General features: G+C 38.0%; 16 protein-coding genes and 1 tRNA gene. 3 read left to right on the top strand and 14 right to left on the bottom strand.

Annotated elements, in window-relative coordinates; all coding sequences use genetic code 11:
* Positions 1-45: 45 nt before the first annotated feature.
* The gene (locus ACVWXS_RS20885) at positions 46-1,059 is read left to right on the top strand and encodes a metal ABC transporter solute-binding protein, Zn/Mn family (RefSeq protein ID WP_456960010.1); all 1,014 of its coding nucleotides are present in this window, start codon (positions 46-48) and stop codon (positions 1,057-1,059) included.
* Between the two features lie 4 nt (positions 1,060-1,063).
* Here the strand turns inward: ACVWXS_RS20885 and ACVWXS_RS20880 are convergent, their stop codons facing one another.
* The 7 genes from ACVWXS_RS20880 to ACVWXS_RS20850 all read right to left on the bottom strand — a co-directional run bounded on the left by ACVWXS_RS20880 (position 1,064) and on the right by ACVWXS_RS20850 (position 9,663).
* Complete coding sequence (locus ACVWXS_RS20880) at positions 1,064-2,224, bottom strand: transglutaminase domain-containing protein (protein WP_456960009.1); 1,161 nt, start codon at positions 2,222-2,224, stop codon at positions 1,064-1,066.
* Between the two features lie 600 nt (positions 2,225-2,824).
* Positions 2,825-3,031 (bottom strand): hypothetical protein, encoded by a 207-nt coding sequence (locus tag ACVWXS_RS20875; protein WP_456960008.1) that lies wholly within the window; start codon positions 3,029-3,031, stop codon positions 2,825-2,827.
* 92 nt (positions 3,032-3,123) lie between these two features.
* Positions 3,124-4,548, bottom strand: a complete 1,425-nt coding sequence (locus ACVWXS_RS20870) for an o-succinylbenzoate--CoA ligase (RefSeq protein WP_456960007.1) — start codon at positions 4,546-4,548, stop codon at positions 3,124-3,126.
* A gap of 213 nt (positions 4,549-4,761) precedes the next feature.
* Positions 4,762-5,580 carry a 1,4-dihydroxy-2-naphthoyl-CoA synthase gene (gene menB / locus ACVWXS_RS20865; protein ID WP_068986881.1) on the bottom strand — a complete coding sequence of 273 codons (819 nt, stop codon included), beginning with the start codon at positions 5,578-5,580 and terminating at the stop codon, positions 4,762-4,764.
* Positions 5,581-5,739: 159 nt separating this feature from the next.
* Positions 5,740-6,573, bottom strand: coding sequence for a 2-succinyl-6-hydroxy-2,4-cyclohexadiene-1-carboxylate synthase (gene menH / locus ACVWXS_RS20860; RefSeq protein ID WP_456960006.1), 834 nt, complete (start codon positions 6,571-6,573; stop codon positions 5,740-5,742).
* Positions 6,561-8,285 carry a 2-succinyl-5-enolpyruvyl-6-hydroxy-3-cyclohexene-1-carboxylic-acid synthase gene (gene menD, locus ACVWXS_RS20855; protein WP_456960005.1) on the bottom strand — a complete coding sequence of 575 codons (1,725 nt, stop codon included), beginning with the start codon at positions 8,283-8,285 and terminating at the stop codon, positions 6,561-6,563. The genes menH and menD overlap by 13 nt, the downstream gene beginning before the upstream one ends.
* Positions 8,278-9,663 (bottom strand): isochorismate synthase, encoded by a 1,386-nt coding sequence (locus ACVWXS_RS20850; protein ID WP_456960004.1) that lies wholly within the window; start codon positions 9,661-9,663, stop codon positions 8,278-8,280. The genes menD and ACVWXS_RS20850 overlap by 8 nt, the downstream gene beginning before the upstream one ends.
* Positions 9,664-9,988: 325 nt before the next feature.
* Here ACVWXS_RS20850 and ACVWXS_RS20845 point away from each other — a divergent pair, with 325 nt between their 5' ends.
* Entirely contained in the window at positions 9,989-10,909 is a 921-nt protein-coding gene (locus ACVWXS_RS20845) for a 1,4-dihydroxy-2-naphthoate polyprenyltransferase (protein WP_456960003.1), read from the top strand.
* A gap of 27 nt (positions 10,910-10,936) precedes the next feature.
* Here the strand turns inward: ACVWXS_RS20845 and ACVWXS_RS20840 are convergent, their stop codons facing one another.
* The 5 genes from ACVWXS_RS20840 to ACVWXS_RS20820 all read right to left on the bottom strand — a co-directional run bounded on the left by ACVWXS_RS20840 (position 10,937) and on the right by ACVWXS_RS20820 (position 15,039).
* Entirely contained in the window at positions 10,937-11,863 is a 927-nt protein-coding gene (locus ACVWXS_RS20840; RefSeq protein WP_456960002.1) for a dipeptidase, read from the bottom strand.
* A 48-nt stretch (positions 11,864-11,911) separates the two neighbouring features.
* On the bottom strand, positions 11,912-12,361 hold the full coding sequence (locus tag ACVWXS_RS20835) for a TraR/DksA C4-type zinc finger protein (RefSeq protein WP_374965555.1): 450 nt from the start codon (positions 12,359-12,361) through the stop codon (positions 11,912-11,914).
* Positions 12,362-12,451: 90 nt separating this feature from the next.
* Positions 12,452-13,213 carry a MerR family transcriptional regulator gene (locus ACVWXS_RS20830; RefSeq protein ID WP_456960001.1) on the bottom strand — a complete coding sequence of 254 codons (762 nt, stop codon included), beginning with the start codon at positions 13,211-13,213 and terminating at the stop codon, positions 12,452-12,454.
* A gap of 132 nt (positions 13,214-13,345) precedes the next feature.
* Complete coding sequence (locus tag ACVWXS_RS20825; protein ID WP_456960000.1) at positions 13,346-13,525, bottom strand: hypothetical protein; 180 nt, start codon at positions 13,523-13,525, stop codon at positions 13,346-13,348.
* Between the two features lie 302 nt (positions 13,526-13,827).
* Entirely contained in the window at positions 13,828-15,039 is a 1,212-nt protein-coding gene (locus ACVWXS_RS20820; RefSeq protein WP_456959999.1) for a diaminopropionate ammonia-lyase, read from the bottom strand.
* 139 nt (positions 15,040-15,178) lie between these two features.
* On the opposite strand from ACVWXS_RS20820, the gene ACVWXS_RS20815 reads away from it, so the two are divergent.
* Positions 15,179-15,817: an NAD(P)-dependent oxidoreductase gene (locus ACVWXS_RS20815; RefSeq protein ID WP_456959998.1), complete on the top strand. Its 639-nt coding sequence runs from the start codon at positions 15,179-15,181 to the stop codon at positions 15,815-15,817.
* Positions 15,818-15,930: 113 nt separating this feature from the next.
* Here ACVWXS_RS20815 and ACVWXS_RS20810 read toward each other — a convergent pair whose 3' ends face one another.
* Together ACVWXS_RS20810 and ACVWXS_RS20805 are read right to left on the bottom strand one after the other, a co-directional pair.
* Entirely contained in the window at positions 15,931-18,723 is a 2,793-nt protein-coding gene (locus ACVWXS_RS20810; RefSeq protein WP_456959997.1) for an S-layer homology domain-containing protein, read from the bottom strand.
* Positions 18,724-19,526: 803 nt separating this feature from the next.
* Positions 19,527-19,598, bottom strand: a tRNA-Glu gene (locus ACVWXS_RS20805).
* Between the last annotated feature and the right edge of the window lie 18 nt (positions 19,599-19,616).

Genomic DNA, 19,616 nt, shown 5'->3' with positions numbered 1-19,616 from the left:
TAACCAAATCGTAACGATTACTATTTGAAAGAGGTATGCTATAAAATGAAAAAGTTATTTTTGTTATGTTTAGTTGCAGTTCTTGCCTTATTCACTGCTGCCTGTGGAGATAAAACATCAACATCTAAACAGTCAGAGAAAAAGGATAAATTAACAATTTACACAACTGTATATCCGTTAAGTTATTTTGCACAACGAATCGGCGGCGATTTTGTAGAGGTTTCTTCCATTTACCCTGCTGGCGCCAATGAACACACATTTGAGCCAACACAAAAAGATATGATGAAACTAGCAGACGCTGATATATTTTTCTATATTGGTCTAGGACTAGAGGGCTTTGTTGAAAATGCCAAAAAAACACTAGCTAATGAAGATGTAACAATGGTTGCAACAGCGGATCAGGTTTCAGATGAAAAATTAGCTGTCAGCACTGGACATATACACGATGATGAAGATGACCATGCTACTACTACAGAAGAGCATAGCCACGGTGAAGACGAACACGGACATGACGATCATGATCATGGAAATATAGATCCACATGTTTGGTTATCACCTATTATTAGTCAAGACTTAGCACTTTCTATTAAAAACACGCTAGTTGAAAAAATGCCGGAACAAGAAGCTACATTTACAGCTAACTACGAAGCATTAGTAAAAGAACTCCAAGATTTAGACAACGAATTTAAAGCAATGGCTGATAAGGCACAAGAGAAGTCGTTCTTCGTATCACATGCAGCATTTGGCTATATCGCAGGTCAATACGGCTTAAAGCAAATACCAATAGCAGGTTTAAACTCACAAAATGAACCTTCTCAAAAGGAACTAACTAAGATTGTTGATAAAGCAAATGATTTGCATATTCATTACATTTTATTCGAGCAAAATGTTTCTTCTAAGTTAGCCGAGGTCATCCAAAAAGAAGTTGGGGCAGAGTCGCTTGTCTTGCATAATTTAAGCGTTTTAACAACGGATGATGAAAAAAATAATGAAACATACTTCACGCTAATGAAGAAAAATATTCAAACTTTAGATACTGCATTAAACTCCCACAAATAAATGACTAAGGAGGTGCCCCGACAATCGTTTGGGGCACCTCCTTTATTATGACGTATTTTTCTTGTGGCATTCGTTTTTCCGTTCTATAAATACTTATTAGCCTCTTTTTCATTTTTACCGAATCATGTTTCTTTTGCTCAGCCTTTATTTGTACTACTTTACTTTCTAAAATGATTGGTTCCCATTTATTTAGATGTAACTGAACAGAGTGATCGCTTTGATTTCCTTTTATAAGCTGTGTAGGCTGTTCTATTAATTGTTTTACAATTAATTTATTTTTACTTAAATTAGACAGTCTTTCATCAAAAGTAAAATAACTATCCAATATTGGTTTTGTAAGAACTTCAACCTTACTAGTTCTATGAAAATCTATATACGCTTCGCTTGTTGCAGCGGGGAAGCTCGCATAGTCCCAAGAGTGATCCTGTGCTAATTGGCGATCCGAAACTAAAAAGTAATTATAACGTACTTCACCTTTACGATCCGGCAAAGGATCATCCCATGTAACGTCGATATGATACCATTCATTATCAAGCTTTACTAAAACCCAGGCATGTAGCTGTTCACCTACTTTTCCTGGAACGTATTGTACCTCAAAGCCTAGCATCTCTAACATCCGATAAAGCACTAAAGCATATGCCTGACAGACTCCCTTGTTTTCCGTAAGCAATGTGTAGGGAGAATATTGACTTCCTTCGGTTTCCTTTGAATATTCAGCGGATAAGACAATAAAATCATGTGCAGCCCGTAGTTTCTGCAGATCACTTAATCCATGCATAGGTGCAATAATATTCGCCAAAGTCTGTTCTACAAATGCCTCCTCTGCTTGTGAAATATGATAAGTAAATTGAAATTTAATGACAATATTATTGGCATATCCATCATATTTCCATTTAAAACTAGAAATATTGGCGTAAATATATGGATCTTGAATAGCATGTTTAATAAGCTCTGATAGTTCATCTTTTATTTCAGTCGTATCACCTGTGTAATGGATGTCAAATTCAGTAGACAATTGCATAACTTGTTTATCAATTAGATTTTGTAGTGTTTCTATTGAATTTGCTGTTGCAATATTCTTTTGTTCATAGTTTGCGAATACTTGCACATGACTCATTTGTAAAACAAATAATATAATGACAACATTATATATATATTTTCTCATATGAGTCATTCTCCTTTACTAACTAGTTTATGCCTTCCATTTTTTATTATGTTAATGAATGATTAATTTAATTCTAAAAGTTTGCTAAAAAAGACATCCGCTGATAGAAGTTAAAACGAATAAAAGAAGCCCTCTTATCATGAAGGCTTCTTTTCAACTGATCGAATATAAATTAATTTGTATCCATAAACAAAGGTTGATTTTCACTCCGAGTGGACGCTTTCCGCGGGCTTGGCTTCAATCTCCTCGTCACTACGTTCCTGCGGGGCTTTCAGCGCAAGCTTATCCCGCAGGAGTCGCCACTCTCCGCAAAATCAACTGTTCCTCTTTAAAGGATGAGTCGGCAAGCTGAAACCAAAATTCTATTATGGTTATAATTAAAATACCAGAAAAAAACAGAAAAATTGTAAGGCAATAGGTTGGTTTTTTGTACAAAATAAATCTATCCATATAGGAAACAAGACAGCTTCGACGCTTCTCATGAAATATTAAGTAGCGTGGTCTACCAATTAAATGCTTTATGCAAACAAAATAATGTTTGTCTATAAACTGAAAGAAGCCCTCTTATCATGAAGGCTTCTTTCATAGTGTTGAAAAAAATTATTTTTTCATTGAAATTAAAGTATGGTACTCCAGCAAAATGAGTGGCTGATTTCCGTTCCGACTGGGCGCTTTGCCGCTGACGCTTCGCTTTCGCGCAGATAAAACATTTGTTGCTGTCGCTTCGCTTTCGCGCAGATAAAACATTTGCCGCTGACGCTTCGCTTTCGCACAGAGCAAAGCTTCCTGGGGCGCCCAGTCACTCAATCAACCAATTCACTTAGCATATCACTCAAATTTATAGTGATAAAATGAAACTTCAGCAGATGTTTTTTGTGCGAAAGTGAAGCGCCGCAACATTACTTCATTAATTTTCTACGAAGTAACTTATTAGCACCGTTACGAGGAAGCTTGTCCGTAATAATAATTTCTTTTGGCATTTTATATTTAGCAAGTTTCTGTTGACAAAATGCCTGTATTTGTTCGACCGGTACTTGTTCTTTTAATACAACAAAGGCAATTGGTACTTGTCCCCACTCATCATCTTCGATACCACATACTCCCGCTTCCTGAACAGCAGGATGTGTAAGTAACACATTTTCGATTTCCGCAGGATAAATATTTTCCCCACCTGAAATAATTAAATCCGCCCGACGATCAATGACAAATAAATAGCCTTCTTCATCTAAATAACCAATATCGCCAGTATGCAGCCAGCCATCGATCGTTGCATTTTTTTCGGCAAAACGACCAATATATCCTGGCGTTACATGTGGACCACGTATACAAATCTCTCCCTCACCATTGGCATTCGGCTCAGCAATGCGAATTTGGTTAAAAAACAATGGTTTTCCCGCTGAACCTATTTTTTGCATCGCATCTTCATTTGCTAATGTTGCCGTTTGTGATGAAGTTTCAGTCATACCATACGTTTGAGCTACAGCTAAATTTAATGCATGAGCTCTTTTTAAATAATCTACTGGCACAGGTCCTCCGCCTGCTAGCATCATTTTAAATTTCGGTGAGGCTTGTGCATTGTTCTGTTCAAGTGTATGTAGAATCCTTTCCAATGTAACAGCGACTACTGACATATGCGTAACATCACCATTTACTATATTTTCGGAAATGGCTTCTACATCAAAATGATTATATAAATTCACTTTATTACCGTACAATAGAGAGCGTACTAATATAGAAAAGCCACTAATATGAAAAAGTGGTACTGCACATAACCAAGCGTCATCAGCCTGCAAACCTAAATTAAGAACAGAGGACGTTGCACTTGCCTGATGATTTCCAACCGTTTGACGAACCCCTTTTGGAAAGCCAGTCGTACCAGATGTATACATAATTGATGTTGTTTGCTGTAAAGGCCATTCTTTTGCAACATCTATCGTCGTCTCCGAACTTTCTTCAATAGTTGAAAATAAGTGATGCGTAGTTTGCGACGGTAGTTTTTCTACATCCTCATCTGCAATTACTACTGTCACTGCCTCTGAATCCTCTAATTGATAGGCAATTTCAGCCTGTGATAGCCTCCGATTTAGCATGACCATTTCACATTGTAAATGCATACATGCATACATCATGATGACAAGTGCAGGCTTGCTCGGCCCCATTATAGCAATCCGGTCTCCTTGCTTAATTCCTAATGTAGTTAGTTGACGCGCACGCTTTAAAGACAAATCATTTAATTCTTGAAATGTCCAAGTTTGCCCGTTATATGTTAAACCGTTTCGTAACGGTGTTAAATACGCTCGCTGTAAAATCCAATTTGGATACATCTCGTTTTCCCTCCAATCAACCTTAATCTTACCGTTACATCGCATCATCCGTCTATCCGTCAGTTTGCGAGGTTTATCCATCACTTTGATCAGGCTTTCCTTCGCTTCGACTATTCTATCCGGCACTCTGACAAGTCTATCCGTCGCGCCCGTTTAGATATACAAAAAGCTCGTATCTCCAAAAAGATACGAGCTGTTCAACGCTTCCAATAATCAAGGGAATCTTGGGAATTGACCGAAATCTGGTTGACGTTTTTCTTTAAATGCGTCACGACCTTCTTTAGCTTCATCTGTTGTGTAATAAAGAAGAGTAGCGTCGCCAGCCATTTGTTGAAGACCTGCTAAACCGTCTGTATCTGCATTCATCGCTGCTTTTAAGAAGCGTAGAGCAGTTGGAGACATTTCTAGCATTTCTTCACACCATTGTACAGTTTCATCTTCAAGTTGCTCGTAAGGAACAACTGTGTTAACTAATCCCATATCAAGTGCTTGCTGTGCATCATATTGACGGCAAAGGTACCAAATTTCACGCGCCTTTTTATGTCCAATGATACGTGCAAGATAGCCTGAGCCATAACCAGCATCGAATGAACCAACTTTTGGTCCAGTTTGTCCAAAACGTGCATTGTCAGCAGCAATTGTTAGGTCACAAACAACATGTAATACGTGTCCTCCACCGATTGCATAGCCAGCAACCATCGCTACTACTGGTTTTGGAATAACACGGATTAAACGTTGTAAATCAAGAACGTTTAGACGTGGGATTTCATCTTCACCAACGTAGCCGCCATGACCGCGTACTTTTTGGTCCCCACCTGAACAGAAGGCATGTTCACCTTCACCAGTTAAAATGATAACCCCAACATTTTTGTCATCACGTGCACGTGAAAAAGCATCGATCATTTCCATTACCGTTTTTGGTCGGAATGCGTTGCGCACTTCTGGACGGTTAATCGTAATTTTTGCGATACCGTTATAGAACTCATACTTAATATCTTCGTAAGTATGTAAAGTAGTCCATTGACGTGTCATTGAATTGCCTCCTAATAAATATATTCGTCTCGTTCAGAACCGAGGCGGTAACGTAAAATTTTATTACGATCAATTATGCCTCGGCATAATTGCGTCTGGAATCGGCTTTGTGCAATCACAAAGAATTCCTTTCCGATTCCATGACATCCGCCGGAGGCTTTAACTTCTTTCATTGGTGTTGAAAGAAGTTAAATACTCCTCTACTATTGTAGCAAACTCAGCGGGATTTTCCACATGAATTGCATGTCCAGCGTCATTTACTGTCTTATGCTTAACAATATTTAATAACGCTTTCATTTCTAGTGCTATTTTACAAAATTTTTCATCTAATGAGCCTGTTATTAAAAGCACAGGAAATTCTAACTTAGTTAATGACAGCCAATTTGAAGGCTGGACGCCTGTCCCAATGCCTCGTAAGCTACCAGCCAGGCCTTCCTTCTTCTGAGAAAGTCTTTCTGCGCGAATAGCTTCTTGTATACTGCGAGGTAAACGTTTTTGTGATTCAAACATCGGAATATTCTCCCATGCGTTGACAAATGATAATAAACCGTTACGAACTATTTTTTCAGCTAGAGCATTATCCTTCACACAACGTTCAGAACGTTCCTCTAAAGTTCGTAAACCTGGAGAAGCACTTTCTAAAATTAGCTGATCCACACGTTCTGGGTAAGAGATTGCATACGATAATGCAATTCTTCCCCCCATAGAATAGCCTAACAACGTAAATTTCTTTAACTGTAGCTGACAACAAACTTCCTCTATATCTAGGATTTGTTCTTGCATAGAGAAGCGACTAATGGGCTGAGGTATAGCCGTTCGACCATGTCCAATTAAATCAATTGCAATCACTCTTACATTCGGTAATGCTTCCGCTAAAGTTCGCCATGTAGCCGTACTACCTGTAAAACCATGCAATACAACGAGCGTTTGCTGTGCTTCTTCATTCCAGATTTCTACGTACGTTTCCAGCCCTCGAATCATTAACTTTGCCATGCTTTTAATCCCGCATTAATGCGATTCCATAATGCCCGATGCGCATAAACATTTTCCTCTCTATCTGTGAAAATTTCGAATAAGCGCAATGGTCGTTTTTTTATTGTAGTAAACTTCTCTGATATCTCTGAAATATCTTCTACGCGAATATAGTCCATAGCGTACATATTGGCAATATCTCTGAATTCGAGTGCAGTTGGTGTGCCAAATAAATCTTCATAATGTGCCTCAACTGTGGATTGAGGTAAATAAGAGAAAATACCGCCGCCATCATTATTCATAACGATGATTGTCAGGTTGCATTCCTGGTATCTTGAAGCAATAAGACCGTTGACATCATGTAAAAATGCTAAATCGCCAATAAGCAAGTAGGTTTCACGGTTATTTCCTTGACTGAAGCCCATTGCAGTTGATACGACGCCATCGATACCATTCGTTCCACGATTCGCAACAATACGAATATCCTTCGATGTCGCCATTAAAAACGTATCAATATCACGCACTGGCATACTGCTACTAACAAAAATATCACTGCCATTCGGAATCATGTTCAGTAATCGACTTACCATTGCTCCTTCATCGATTGCAGCGTCAGAATAATGTTCAATATATTCCAAAGCTATATCATTAGCATCTTGCCACTCAGCTAAATATTCTGCCTCTAGTGCTGATTCAGTGATTTCTAATTGAGTGAGCCACTCACCAATGCTTGCGTGAATAAAATGAGTAGACACACTTGTAGAATCACGGAACATCGGATCTTCATCGACAATAATATAAGCATCAGGCTGAGATTTAGTTATAAACTGCATAATAAATTTAGAAACAGGCTGTGCGCCTAAACGTAGTACCGTATCAGGTTCAACTAATGCTTTAAAATCCTCACTCTTCATAATTGCATCATACGTTGTGATAATATATGGCAGACAATCCTCTGGGACAGATGCCCGCATATTCGATAAACTCTCGACAATGACAGGCCATTTTAATTGGCGAACAAACTCCCACATAATTGTTAAATCTGTACCAAGTGCTAGCTCACCAATAATAACAAAGCCTCTTTTGGTTGCGCTTAAAATCTCTGATAGCTCCTGTTGAGTGGCCGTTGAAGGCATTAACTGAGCTATACGATTATGCTTAAATGTTGCTTCTGGGAGCTCTTCTCGAAAATCAATCAACAAAGGTTCTCGGAACGGTACATTAATATGTACTGGTCCAAATGGTGCGCTCATTGCAATCGCTACTGCACGTGCAATATGGCGCTCGATAAACGGCAATGTTGGTGCTGCATCATCTGCCAACGGGAAATCTACGCTCCATTTGACATGCTTACCATATAAATTAGGCTGATCAATAGCTTGTGGTGCACCCACCTGTCGCAATTCATGTGGACGATCAGCTGTAATCACAATTAACGGTACACGAGCATAGTATGCCTCAACAATGGCAGGAAAATAGTTTGCTGCAGCTGTTCCTGATGTACATAAAAGTACAACTGGTTTCGCTGTAGCCTTTGCGATTCCTAGCGCAAAAAAAGCTGCCGAACGCTCATCAACTTGACGATACAACTGGAGCTGTTTCGTTGAAGCAAATGCATAAGCTAATGGTGTCGAACGTGAGCCTGGGCTAACAACAACATTCTCTACTCCAGCTTGCACTAATGATGCTACCATTTTATAAACATAGTCCGTTAAAATTTTCCGTTCACTCATGTAATTGTCCTCCTAGCGCACGAAGCATCGGACGGAATTTCACTAATGTTTCCTCATATTCAGAATGTGGCTCTGAATCTGCTACAATACCGCCACCAGCATATAAATAAGCTTTATCCTTAAGTAAAGCAGCCGAGCGAATGGCTACTGCAAATTCGCCGTTACCTTCAGCATCTACCCAACCGATTGGAGCAGCGTAAAGTCCACGATTCATAGGCTCGTATTTACGTATAGCTGCCATTGCCTCGTTTCTCGGTACACCACCTAAAGCAGGTGTAGGATGCAATGATTTTGTCAGTTGTAAAATCGTCGCGTCACTATTTAATTGACCTTCAACAGGTGTATATAAATGTTGTATATCTCGAATTTTTAGTAATCGAGGGCTATCTGGTATTGTCATCTCAAGACAATTTTTACGGAATGTTTCCGCAATCATATCGACTACATATTGATGTTCCCCACCATTTTTCGGATCATTCAATAAGCTTTGTCCATAGTTTTCATCTTCTTCAGCCGTCTTACCACGTTTAATAGAGCCCGCAACACAAGATGAAAAGGCACGTCCATCTTCTACTTTCACAAGACGTTCAGGGGATGCACCGAAGAACAATAATTCTTGACGCTCTAAGCCAAATAAATAGCTCTCTGGCTGTTCATGTATGATTTGTGAAAGTACTTGCGGTGAAGATACTTGCTCATTAAATTGCAATGCGAGTGACCGGGCAATTACAACTTTATCTGCCTTTTTCTGTTTAATTAATGCTGTCACTTGGTCAATTGAAGCTAAATATGGCTCCTTATACGGCTCATAATAACTTGTAATTTCAGGCTTTGAATACGTTTTCACTTCTTTTACCTGGGCAGCATGAATTAAATGATCCCGCTCTTTTCGTAGCGCTTCAAATCGAGCCTCTGCCTGCTGGTCTTTTGTAATAAGATGAAGGCTTACATACGCTTTGTCATCACGTATGACAAGCTGATAAGTTGCAAGCGCAAAATAAGCCTCTGGAAAGTCCGTCCATTCCCCAGCTACATTATTTTGCGGATCAAATGTAAAACCGCCAAATAAAATTGGCTGTAGCTCGCTTTGATCCTTTACACAGTTTTTCGTTAAGCTTTTCCATTCTGCTTCAACTGCATCAAAGCGATCATTTTTGGCGTTATTTTGAATCGTATGGGCATGTCCTAGCCCTACTAATGTCATCGTTTTTTCTCTATTTTGCCAATAAAATCGTTCACCTTTATAACGCTCCTCGCCCGCTGCATAAAATGCGAGCACCGATAAGCGACTTACTTCAATTGTTTCCATATAAAAATGAAGGCTTTGGCCCAAAGAGTCCACTTCTACCTCTGTGGCTTGGTACCACTTCTGTTGCATGAAAATTACCTCCGTTGTTGCAATGTACATAATGAGCGATGCCACGGTTCAAATACATATTGACCGAGACTATGCTTAATGAAGTGAACGTTTATATTTTCACCACATCATATTTCTTTGTTAAAATAGCTGTCATTGTTTGTTTGACAGCCTATTCTTCGTACTGTTGCGATTATCCTAATTGTTGTTTCCAGTTCATAAATGCATGTTCTATTGTATCATTTTTTTTACGGAACTGTATGTAATAAGCTGTGAACCTACCCAATTTCTCATTCTTCGTATAAAATAAGAAGAGTCCACAACATTCGAAGGAGAGAAAGACCTTATGACCAAAGTCATTGAAGCTGATAGGGGTTTTAAAGTTTGGTGGCATTTAACACGTCCACATACTTTAACCGCTTCATTCGTTCCAGTATTTTTAGGAACAGCAATTGCCCTAGCAATTGAAAAACAAACAATTGATTTTGGACTATTTTTTGCTATGCTCATTGCAAGTATGCTTATTCAAGCAGCAACAAATATGTTCAATGAATATTACGATTACAAACTAGGATTAGATAATGAACATTCTGTCGGTATCGGCGGAACCATTGTGCGTCACGGTGTCCAACCAAAAACAATTATGATTATTGCCTTAAGCTTTTATGCAATCGCTATGCTACTTGGCATATACATATGTGCCTCTACTTCTTGGTGGCTTGCTGCAGTCGGGCTAGTTTGTATGCTTATTGGTTTTTTATATACGGGAGGACCATACCCAATAGCTTATTCACCATTTGGGGAACTTGTATCAGGTGCTGTTATGGGGATGGGGATCGTCTTAATCGCCTTCTATATTCAAACACTTACTGTTACACTTGATGCTATTTTACTCTCAATACCAAGTATGATTTTAGTTGGCGCTATCATGCTGTCCAATAATATACGTGATATCGTTGGCGATACAGAGGGCGGTCGGAAAACGCTTGCTATTTTAGTGGGTCGTGATAATGCCATTTCTGTGCTTTCTGGCTTTTTTATCGTTTCGTACTTATGGGTAATCGCTCTTGTAGCAATTGATGGTATTACATTTTGGGCTCTAATCATTTTCTTAAGCGTTCCAAAACCACTTCGTGCGATCCAAATTTTCCGCGATAAAAAAGAAGCCAAAGAAGTTATGCCTGCGATGAAATTTACAGCGCAAACAAATACGTTCTTCGGCTTCCTCTTAGGAATCGGCTTATTAATTCAATATTTCTTTTATTAAGATACACCAGTAAAAAATGTAGCAGCCTTAACGGGTTGCTACTTTTTTTACATAGCGTCGAAAATTATTACTTGCTATACCACGAACCTCTTCGACTGAAAAATGCTCACGTAATGCCTCTAGTAAATTTTGCGCCTCTCCAGCGTGTGCCAATCCATTTACAGTAGCATCTATCCCGTCAAAGTCTGAACCTAGTCCAAGATTCTCTACTCCTACTAATTTCGCTAGATGCTTCACATGTGCAACTAAATCATCCAATGTAGCATCATCACTGATAAAAGTCGGGTAGTAAACGACATGAATATGCCCTCCATGCTCTACGAGTGCTTTTGCCTGAGCATCCGTTAAATTTCTTGGATGATCACAAATTGCCCGTGCATTACTATGGCTCGCAATTATATGCTTCGCTAGTGGCAACACATCCCAAAAGCTCTGTTCATTTAAATGAGCAACATCAATAGTAATATCTCGTTCATTTAGCAAGTTTACAACTTCTTTACCAAATGGCTTTAAGCCAAGACTCGCATCCTGTTCAGCACCGTGGGCCACAGCATTTTCTTCATTCCATGTAAGTCCAACAAGCTTCACACCCGCGTCTAATATAACGGAAAGCTTTGCTAAATCGTCAGCGATTGGGCCACAGCCTTCTAAGCTTAAGATGGCTCCAATTTCATGTGGAGCTAAAGTATCTAATTGTGACCAATTAGTAATATGCACCATTCCCTCAGTTTGTAATACATGTGTATGAAAAGCTTCAATTTGGCGCATTGCCTCTAAAAACTGCATACTTTGCGGGATGTTAGGATCAATAAAAATAGCAAATACTTGTGCCTTTACTTGCCCTAGATGTAATCTTCCTCGATTGGCATGCAACCGTAAATCATCCTCAAATTTTGCTGTTTCTAAAGTGGTTAATTTCAATAGTGCATCACAGTGTAAATCAATTATTTCCATATTCTCACCTCATACAGCTATTATACTGCTTGTGAGAGGAAATGCTTACTAACTTTTATCTTGAGGTGTATCCGAAGAGCCAAATTCCTCAAGCTCTATGAAATCATCCGATCTTGGTGTTGATGACAATACGTCTTCTTCCACCGGTCTTAAACCGTCTTCTCTTTGCTCTGCATGCTCAACACATGTCAATGCTTTCGGCATAGCTTCTAAGCGACCAATCGGAATCTCTTCACCACATACAGCGCATTTGCCATATGTACCGTCCTCCATTGCTTGTAGTGCGCGCTTTATTTCCTCAGCATTGTCACCACGGTGCTCATCAATTGCCATGTCCGTTAGCTGATCCGTTAAATCACTCGCATTGTCAGCCGGATGATTATCATAATTAGATAGCTCTGTCGCTTGTGGACGCTCTGTTTCCTCAAGTTGCTTTTCTATTTCCTGTAGTTCTTGCTCTAATTGCTGTTTTAATTTTTCCATTACTTGTGGGTTCAAAAAAATCTCCTCCTCATGCTTCATTTTTTCCTAAATTAATATTTCTAAAACATTAAAGCATGAGGAGGAATCACTTATTTTTTCGTATAATTACGCCAAAGCGAAATTGACTATAGCATCATGTAAAAATGTTGTGGCTCCCGGAGAAACACGCTCGTCATAATAAGCTGTAAATCGTTCATCTGCTATATACATCTGCGCTATACCAGCATGTGCCTCTTTAGAATATTGTGACCATGAAAAGCTTAGCCAACGCTTATGAAGCTCTGCTACCTCCATTGCCACATCATTTTTGGTATCGCCAATTTCCATCGCTTCTTTTAAACGATCAAATAATTGCTGTTCTAGCTGCTGCATTGCCTCATACTGCTCCTCTGTCATATTTCTGAACTTAGCATTCGATGCATCAACCGTTTTATTTCCATATTTTGAACGAATCTCTTGACCATATTGCTTTTCATTTTCTTCGATAAGCTTATCTTTAAAGCCATTAAATTTCTCTTCATTTGTCATTGGTTGTTCCTCCTCAATCGATTGAATTGTTTTTTCCACTGTTTGTAATATCTTTTCAAGTTGCTCCTTGCGCTGCAGTAAAGCAGTACTATGAGTCTTGAGTGCCTCTGTATGTTGAAAATCAGGTGCTTGAATAATTTCCTGAATTGTTGCTAGCTTCATATCTAATGCTCTATAAAATAAAATTTGCTGGAGCATATCAACCTCAAACTGTCCATAGAATCGATAGCCTGCTTCATTGGTTCTCGCTGGCTTCAGTAATCCAATTTCATCGTAATAGCGCAGTGTTCTTGTGCTAACCCCTGATAACTGAGCAAGCTCTTGGATTGTATATTCCACACTTTCTCACCTCCACTAATGCTACTGTAAACCTTTACGCAACGTTAAGGTCAACAAGAAATCTATAAAAAATCAGGTCTATTGAATAACCATTTTTATCCACCTTGATTAATTTGAAGGCTCTGATTTCCGCTACGGGCTACTCGCTTTGTTGCTGTCGCTTCGCTTTCGCACAGATAAAACATTTGTTGCTGACGCTTCGCTTTCGCACAGAGCAAAGCTTCCTGCGGGCGAGCGCCGAGCCGCTTCCTCCGCTAAAGGAACGAAGGCTAAGTGCGTCACGTCCTGTGACAATGCCTTCGTAACCAACATCGTGTTGGCCTCAGGGTCTCGTCTGTCTCGCTTTCCCGCGGGAGTCGAGTAGCCCTACACTACAATCAGTTGAAAATGGGAATATATTAGCAAAATACCAACAAAAAAATCCTTTTATCGCTCAATAATAAACCTGTTTTTTCCTAATCAACACGCCTGAAAAAAATGAAAAAAGCAAACTAGAAATTTTTTTATGCTAGTTTGCTATTCCGTCTTATCAATTTTGCCTCAATATAATTGCGTCCAGATTCATCTTTAGCTGACGCTTCGCTTTCGCTACAAAAAACATTCACTGAAAGAAGTTAAATTGTTGCATACTTTCCATGCCACACAATATTTCTGTAGTTTTCTACATCTGTGTCACCTTCAGTATTGATAAATAATACCCGAGAATTTTCATCTAATTGTAATGTATCTTTCAGTTCTGTATATTGTCTGTTCGTCATCAATTCATAAAAACATCCAACTGGGGCAGCTCCCGATTCTCCAGCAATAATTCGTTGATCTGTTGCTAATGGATGACCTAGAATACGCATACCAGTTGCAGCAACTTCTTCATCACAGCAGATACTCACCTTCGTATAAGTCTTTAAAAGTTCCCAAGCTAGTGGATTCGGCTCACCACAAGCAAGCCCTGCCATAATTGTTTGCATCTCTCCGCCAACTGTTACAAACTGCTCAGTACCTGCTTTAAAGCTCTCATAATAGCAATTCGCTACATAAGGCTCAACTAAGACAAATGTTATCTCTTGCTCATAATATTGTTGTAAGAAAGCTACAACTGCTCCGGCAAATGAACCAACCCCAGCCTGTAAAAATACATGAGTAGGTGCCTCATCCAACTGCTCAACAATTTCTTTTACTAGCGTCGTATAGCCTTGCATAATCCATAATGGAATTTCTTCATAGCCTTCCCACATCGTGTCCTGCACAATAATCCATCCATTTTCTTTTGCGAGCTGTGAAGTATAACGAACAGTATCATCATAATTCATTGTCGTTATTTCAGCATAAGCCCCTTCGTTTTCAATATTTTGCAGGCGTTCCTCTGCACTTCCAGCAGGCATATAAATCCGCGCTTGAAAGCCAAGCTCTCTAGCAGCCCAAGCCACTCCACGCCCATGATTGCCATCTGTCGTTGAAATAAATATTAAGTCGCCTAATTGCACTTTTACTTCCTCTGATTTCAGCTGCTCAAACGACAACTCATCAATATCTCTACCTAACTTATCGGCAACGTACCGCCCAATTGCATAAACACCACCTAATACTTTAAATGCATTTAAGTCAAAGCGAAAAGATTCATCTTTCACTATAACGTTTTCTACTCCAACTAATGAAGCAAATGCTTTTAAGCTACGTAAAGGCGTAATATTAAATTTTTCATATGTATGATGAAATTTTGTAACACGATGTACTTGGTCCAGTGTGAAATGAGATAAAAAAGATCCTGCTTGTTCTATATTCTTCTGTAATTGATATTGTTCATTATTAACCCACATTAATTTACACATCCATATCCCCCCTAGTATTGTCCCTATTTCCATTTTAACTATTTAAAACATAAAATTCAAAATACTTAAAATAAAGGAATTCGAAACCTATTAAATTTTTATACGTATAGCTACTATAATATTTTGTTGGAGGAATATAATGGATAACTCTTATAAGATAGCTATAATTGGAGGAACAGGGAAAGTAGGAAGACATATAGCAACCCATGCAATACAGAAAGGATATCAGGTTCGGATGCTTGTTAGAAATCCGGAAAGGTTACTGTATACAAATGAGAAAATTGAAATAGTGAAAGGGCAAGTACAAGATATAGATAGTATCCGAGAGCTTCTTAAAGATTGTAAAATCGTCATTAATACATTTGGTCAACCAACTAAAGGAGAACAAATATATAGTAAAGTAACGAAAACTATTTTTGCTGTGATGAATGAATTAAACATTAATCGATATATAGGTGTTTCTGGTGGCTCTCTAACAACTAATAATGATAAAAAAAGTATATTAAATCGCTTTGGGGCAAAGATGTTTGAAGTTTTCCTTCCAAAAATGATGCAGGATAAAAAATCAGAATGGGAATTTCTTTTAAATAGTAAACAGATCGAATGGACACTAATTAGATTGCCATTTGTAAAAGATAGCTTGAAATCATATCAAATTAAGGAAAACCTTATTGATATGCCTGGTACAAAAATTACGAATCAAGATATAGCTACCTTTATCATTGATCATATAAATAACCCCCAGTACATACACAAAGCACCGTTTATCTCCCATTAGTATAAATTCACATAAGAAAATAGCATGCTGATAATACATCTAGCATGCTATTTTTTATACTGAGGATTTCACAAACATTACGTCTTAGGAAATTCTCGTTAAATCCCTGTTATTTATTTTTGTACTGTAATTGTTTGTGAAGTGAAATCTAACTTATTCCCATTAGAATCCATAATAGCATTACGAGGTGAAGCTTGAATCGTAACAGTTCTACCATTTTCAAATAAATAGCCACCCTGTGGTATTGTAACTAACACTTTGTCATTTCCTTGTGAATAGGAACTATAGGTACTTGCTGCTACCGAAGAACCATTCACATTAACATCAAAGTCCATAGGATTAACGTTTATGACTGGCTCACTGAAAACAAGCTCTAATGTTTGTGAATTGCTCACATTCACACTCACAATCTTTGGTGCAATATTTTCTTTAAGATTAACTGTTGTTCGCACCTCATCGAATGTTTCCATAGAGTTAGCTGCTCTTAAGCCTCTAATCGTTAAATTACGTATGCCATTAAAATAATTTGAATCTTTTTTCAATGTGAGCTTAACACGATTTAAATTGGATGCCTCTACCACTGCACTTTCTACCTGAGCATTATCAATCGTATAATTTTGAACGTTTTGAGCAAGTGCTGCATCAACAGGATAATTGAAATTTAAATAAACAACATTATTATCTTTTATAGAATAATCTGTTGCCGATGTTTGAATTGGATTGTTCGGCAATAATGTAAGTTTATTTCCATTAACATTTAAATCACCATTACGTGTAAATTTTACATTTTGCACTTCATTGATCGGCACACCGTATGAATTTGTAACATTAAATAAAGTTAGTTTGCCATCGTAAGAAGCGCCCTTTATATCATAAGGGCCTAGCAGACCTGCTACTTTAACACGTAACTTCGTAGGTTGATCTTTTACGATATGCATATCACCTTGAGGTCCTCTTGATAACTCATACAAAATGTGGTTATTCATGTAGCTTCCAGTAAATGATGCTTTTGCGTAAGCTCCTAACTGCACTGGCTTATCGAAAGTTAATTGTAAATATTCTACATTATCCTCGTAAACAATTTCAGAACTCATTAATACAGGCGCTTTATCATCTTTTATAAAGTTATACACTGTTGAGAATGTTGCCGTTTCACCTGATAAGTCGGTAATCACACGGCTAGATGCTGTCCCAATCGTTGTAATTCCTTGAAGTGAACTTTTTGGATCAACGGTAACATTAAATAAACGACCATTTTTAGGGTCTTTCTCTACTTTGTTCACGGAAATAAAAGTTTGACCACTTTTGATTGAAAGATCGTATGGATAAAGTTGTTGAATCTCCTCTGAGAACAATAGCTGGAACGTATTTGGTCCAGTTTGTGTAACTGAAGATAATGTTGGTGCAATACCATCCTTATTTCCCTTTTTCACTGTTACAGTAGAAGGGTTTGGTGAAATTATGTTTCCTGATAAATCTGTTGCCGCTACGAATGTAATCTGCATAGATGTACCTGGTGATAAATAATTACCATTTACAGTTGCTGCTGATAAGTCAAAGGTTGCTTCCGTTTTGTTTTGCTCAATGCTGCCTACTACATTCGCTACCTTTGTACCATTTGGTAATGTAAATTGAATGCGTTCATTAGGAAATGCTGCCATTGGCTCAGAAAACTGCACTTTAACGATGGAAGAATTGTTTCCTTGCGTTGTCCCTATAATAGTAGGCGCTTGTGTATCCCCAGCAATGACGAAATTCGCATCTACTTTAGTAAGCATTGTGCCCTTTTCAGATTTAATGTTATTTAACACATAACGATGTGTACCTTTTAGTGGCTCATTCATTGTAAAGATGATTGATTTTTTATCAGCACTGATTTCTGTTTTCACAACTGTTAGTGCTTTTAAAGTATCCACATTAGAGAAAGCTACAATATTATCTTGTAATTTCCCATCTGCTTTTAACACAGAGTTTGGATCAATTGCTTGGTTGAAAACTACTTTAATCTGTGAAGCATTGATTCCCTCAACTGATTGTACTTTTAGCTCATTGACTTCATATGTAACAACAGCGGAATATGGTTTGTTATTAATTTTAAAATCCACTTTAGTTTCCACATTTTCAATAAGCGGCGTTGCTAATGTAACCTTGTGACTTGACCCATCTGTTAATGTTACCTGTAGTGTAGTTGCATCGACAACTTTAACTGTTTGGATAAGTAATGGCACTTCAGGTTTTTTGATCATTTCATTGATATTCATCATTGAACGATGTAAAAATGACGCAAATTGACCACGTGTTAATGTATTTTTCGGATTAAATGCTTTTACATTTGTAATCTTTGCATATTCTAATGCGATGATGGATTCACGATTTTCTGGTAAAGCAACTTTTAAATCTGTAATAGAAGATTTATAGTTTTCTTTTTTATACATCGCAATTAAATCGATATCGTAAACTGTTTCAATCGCACGTACTAAGATAGAAGCCATTTGTTCACGTGAGATTTTTTCGGAAGGTAATAACTTGTTGTTAGTACCTTTGTAAATACCAGTATCATTTATAAGCGCTGCATATTGTAGTAATTCTTTATCTTTTGTAGATGTAGGCAAGTCCGTAAAACGTACTTTTTTATTGTAATCTGCTGGCACTTGGAAGTTTTCAGATACAAGCCATTTCCCTAAAAATTTCGTTACATTTCCTTTAGTAAGGACCGCATTTGGCTTAAATGAGCCGTCCGGATATCCACCTATAATTTTTGCATCTGCTAATGCTAAAATGGCCTCTTTGTGGTCACTTTTTGCAATATCTGTAAAGCTCGCTGCACTTGCAGTAGGTACAATAGCTGCGGCAACCAATGCAGCAGATGCTGTACTTACAATCCATTTACTTTGCTTTTTTTTCACTTTTATAACCCCCTACGAATTCTATTCATCTCCATTATAAAAGAAAGATAGATATATTCCAAAGATTATACCAATATTATCGTCATTTACCATGGATTATTTGTGTAATAAAAGATGAAATTAGCAAAGTTAAGTTACATTTAGTTTGTTTGTCCATTTTTTGTATGAAATTGCACAATTTTTATTGACTTATATTGATAGTTACGAGGATGATCAGAAATGTTTTTTAGTAGTCTTATTAGGATAAAGCAAAAGGTTATATAGCAACATTTATTGAACGAATGATATGTAGGAATGTTTATCCATGATTGCTTAACGAAGACTTGAGCGTGCTATTCACCTCCCCTACATGAACAACTACCCAAAGGTGCTATCTAAACCACAACAACGGATCGTTTAAAGAATTTAGCTATTTTCAAGTGTTAGAGGAATGCCAATGGGGATAGATTACTACTTGAATTCTGCCTATAGAAAAAATTTTTGATAAGATATCGGAGGAAGTAATTGAACGGAGCCGTACACTAATTTAATAACTGGCCTAGAAAGTGGCTGGGAAAACAGCAAATGAGGCGTTTATGGAACAACAAAGTATCATAAAGAACAAATGCGCTAAAGCGCTGGAGAGCCCGAAACAAAAGTAAACGCTACATCACTTTTGCCCGATGGATCAAAGCGACCTACAGGATTAGCGCTTTAGCCTAGACGACGACTATGCTCTAGGTTATCTACAGGAAAAAAATCTATAGTTTCCCTTAACAATGAAAAAGCAGTAGATGTAAGTTACATCTACTGCTTTTCTAGTATGACCCGTACGGGATTCGAACCCGTGTTACCGCCGTGAAAGGGCGGTGTCTTAACCACTTGACCAACGGGCCAATGGCGGAGAAGGAGGG

Source organism: Lysinibacillus sp. TE18511, from assembly GCF_054062295.1.
The sequence above is the reverse complement of the archived record's forward strand: the minus strand, read 5'-3'. Positions and strand labels throughout refer to the sequence as shown.

Coding starts and splice junctions, on each gene's coding strand:
- ACVWXS_RS20815 (WP_456959998.1), top strand. CDS start 15,179: ATGGATAACTCTTATAAGATAGCTATAATTGGAGGAACAGGGAAAGTA.
- menD (WP_456960005.1), bottom strand. CDS start 8,285: ATGAGTGAACGGAAAATTTTAACGGACTATGTTTATAAAATGGTAGCA.
- ACVWXS_RS20825 (WP_456960000.1), bottom strand. CDS start 13,525: ATGTTGGTTACGAAGGCATTGTCACAGGACGTGACGCACTTAGCCTTC.
- ACVWXS_RS20840 (WP_456960002.1), bottom strand. CDS start 11,863: ATGGAAATAATTGATTTACACTGTGATGCACTATTGAAATTAACCACT.
- menB (WP_068986881.1), bottom strand. CDS start 5,580: ATGACACGTCAATGGACTACTTTACATACTTACGAAGATATTAAGTAT.
- ACVWXS_RS20880 (WP_456960009.1), bottom strand. CDS start 2,224: ATGAGAAAATATATATATAATGTTGTCATTATATTATTTGTTTTACAA.
- ACVWXS_RS20845 (WP_456960003.1), top strand. CDS start 9,989: ATGACCAAAGTCATTGAAGCTGATAGGGGTTTTAAAGTTTGGTGGCAT.
- ACVWXS_RS20820 (WP_456959999.1), bottom strand. CDS start 15,039: ATGTGTAAATTAATGTGGGTTAATAATGAACAATATCAATTACAGAAG.
- ACVWXS_RS20850 (WP_456960004.1), bottom strand. CDS start 9,663: ATGCAACAGAAGTGGTACCAAGCCACAGAGGTAGAAGTGGACTCTTTG.
- ACVWXS_RS20885 (WP_456960010.1), top strand. CDS start 46: ATGAAAAAGTTATTTTTGTTATGTTTAGTTGCAGTTCTTGCCTTATTC.
- ACVWXS_RS20870 (WP_456960007.1), bottom strand. CDS start 4,548: ATGTATCCAAATTGGATTTTACAGCGAGCGTATTTAACACCGTTACGA.
- menH (WP_456960006.1), bottom strand. CDS start 6,573: ATGGCAAAGTTAATGATTCGAGGGCTGGAAACGTACGTAGAAATCTGG.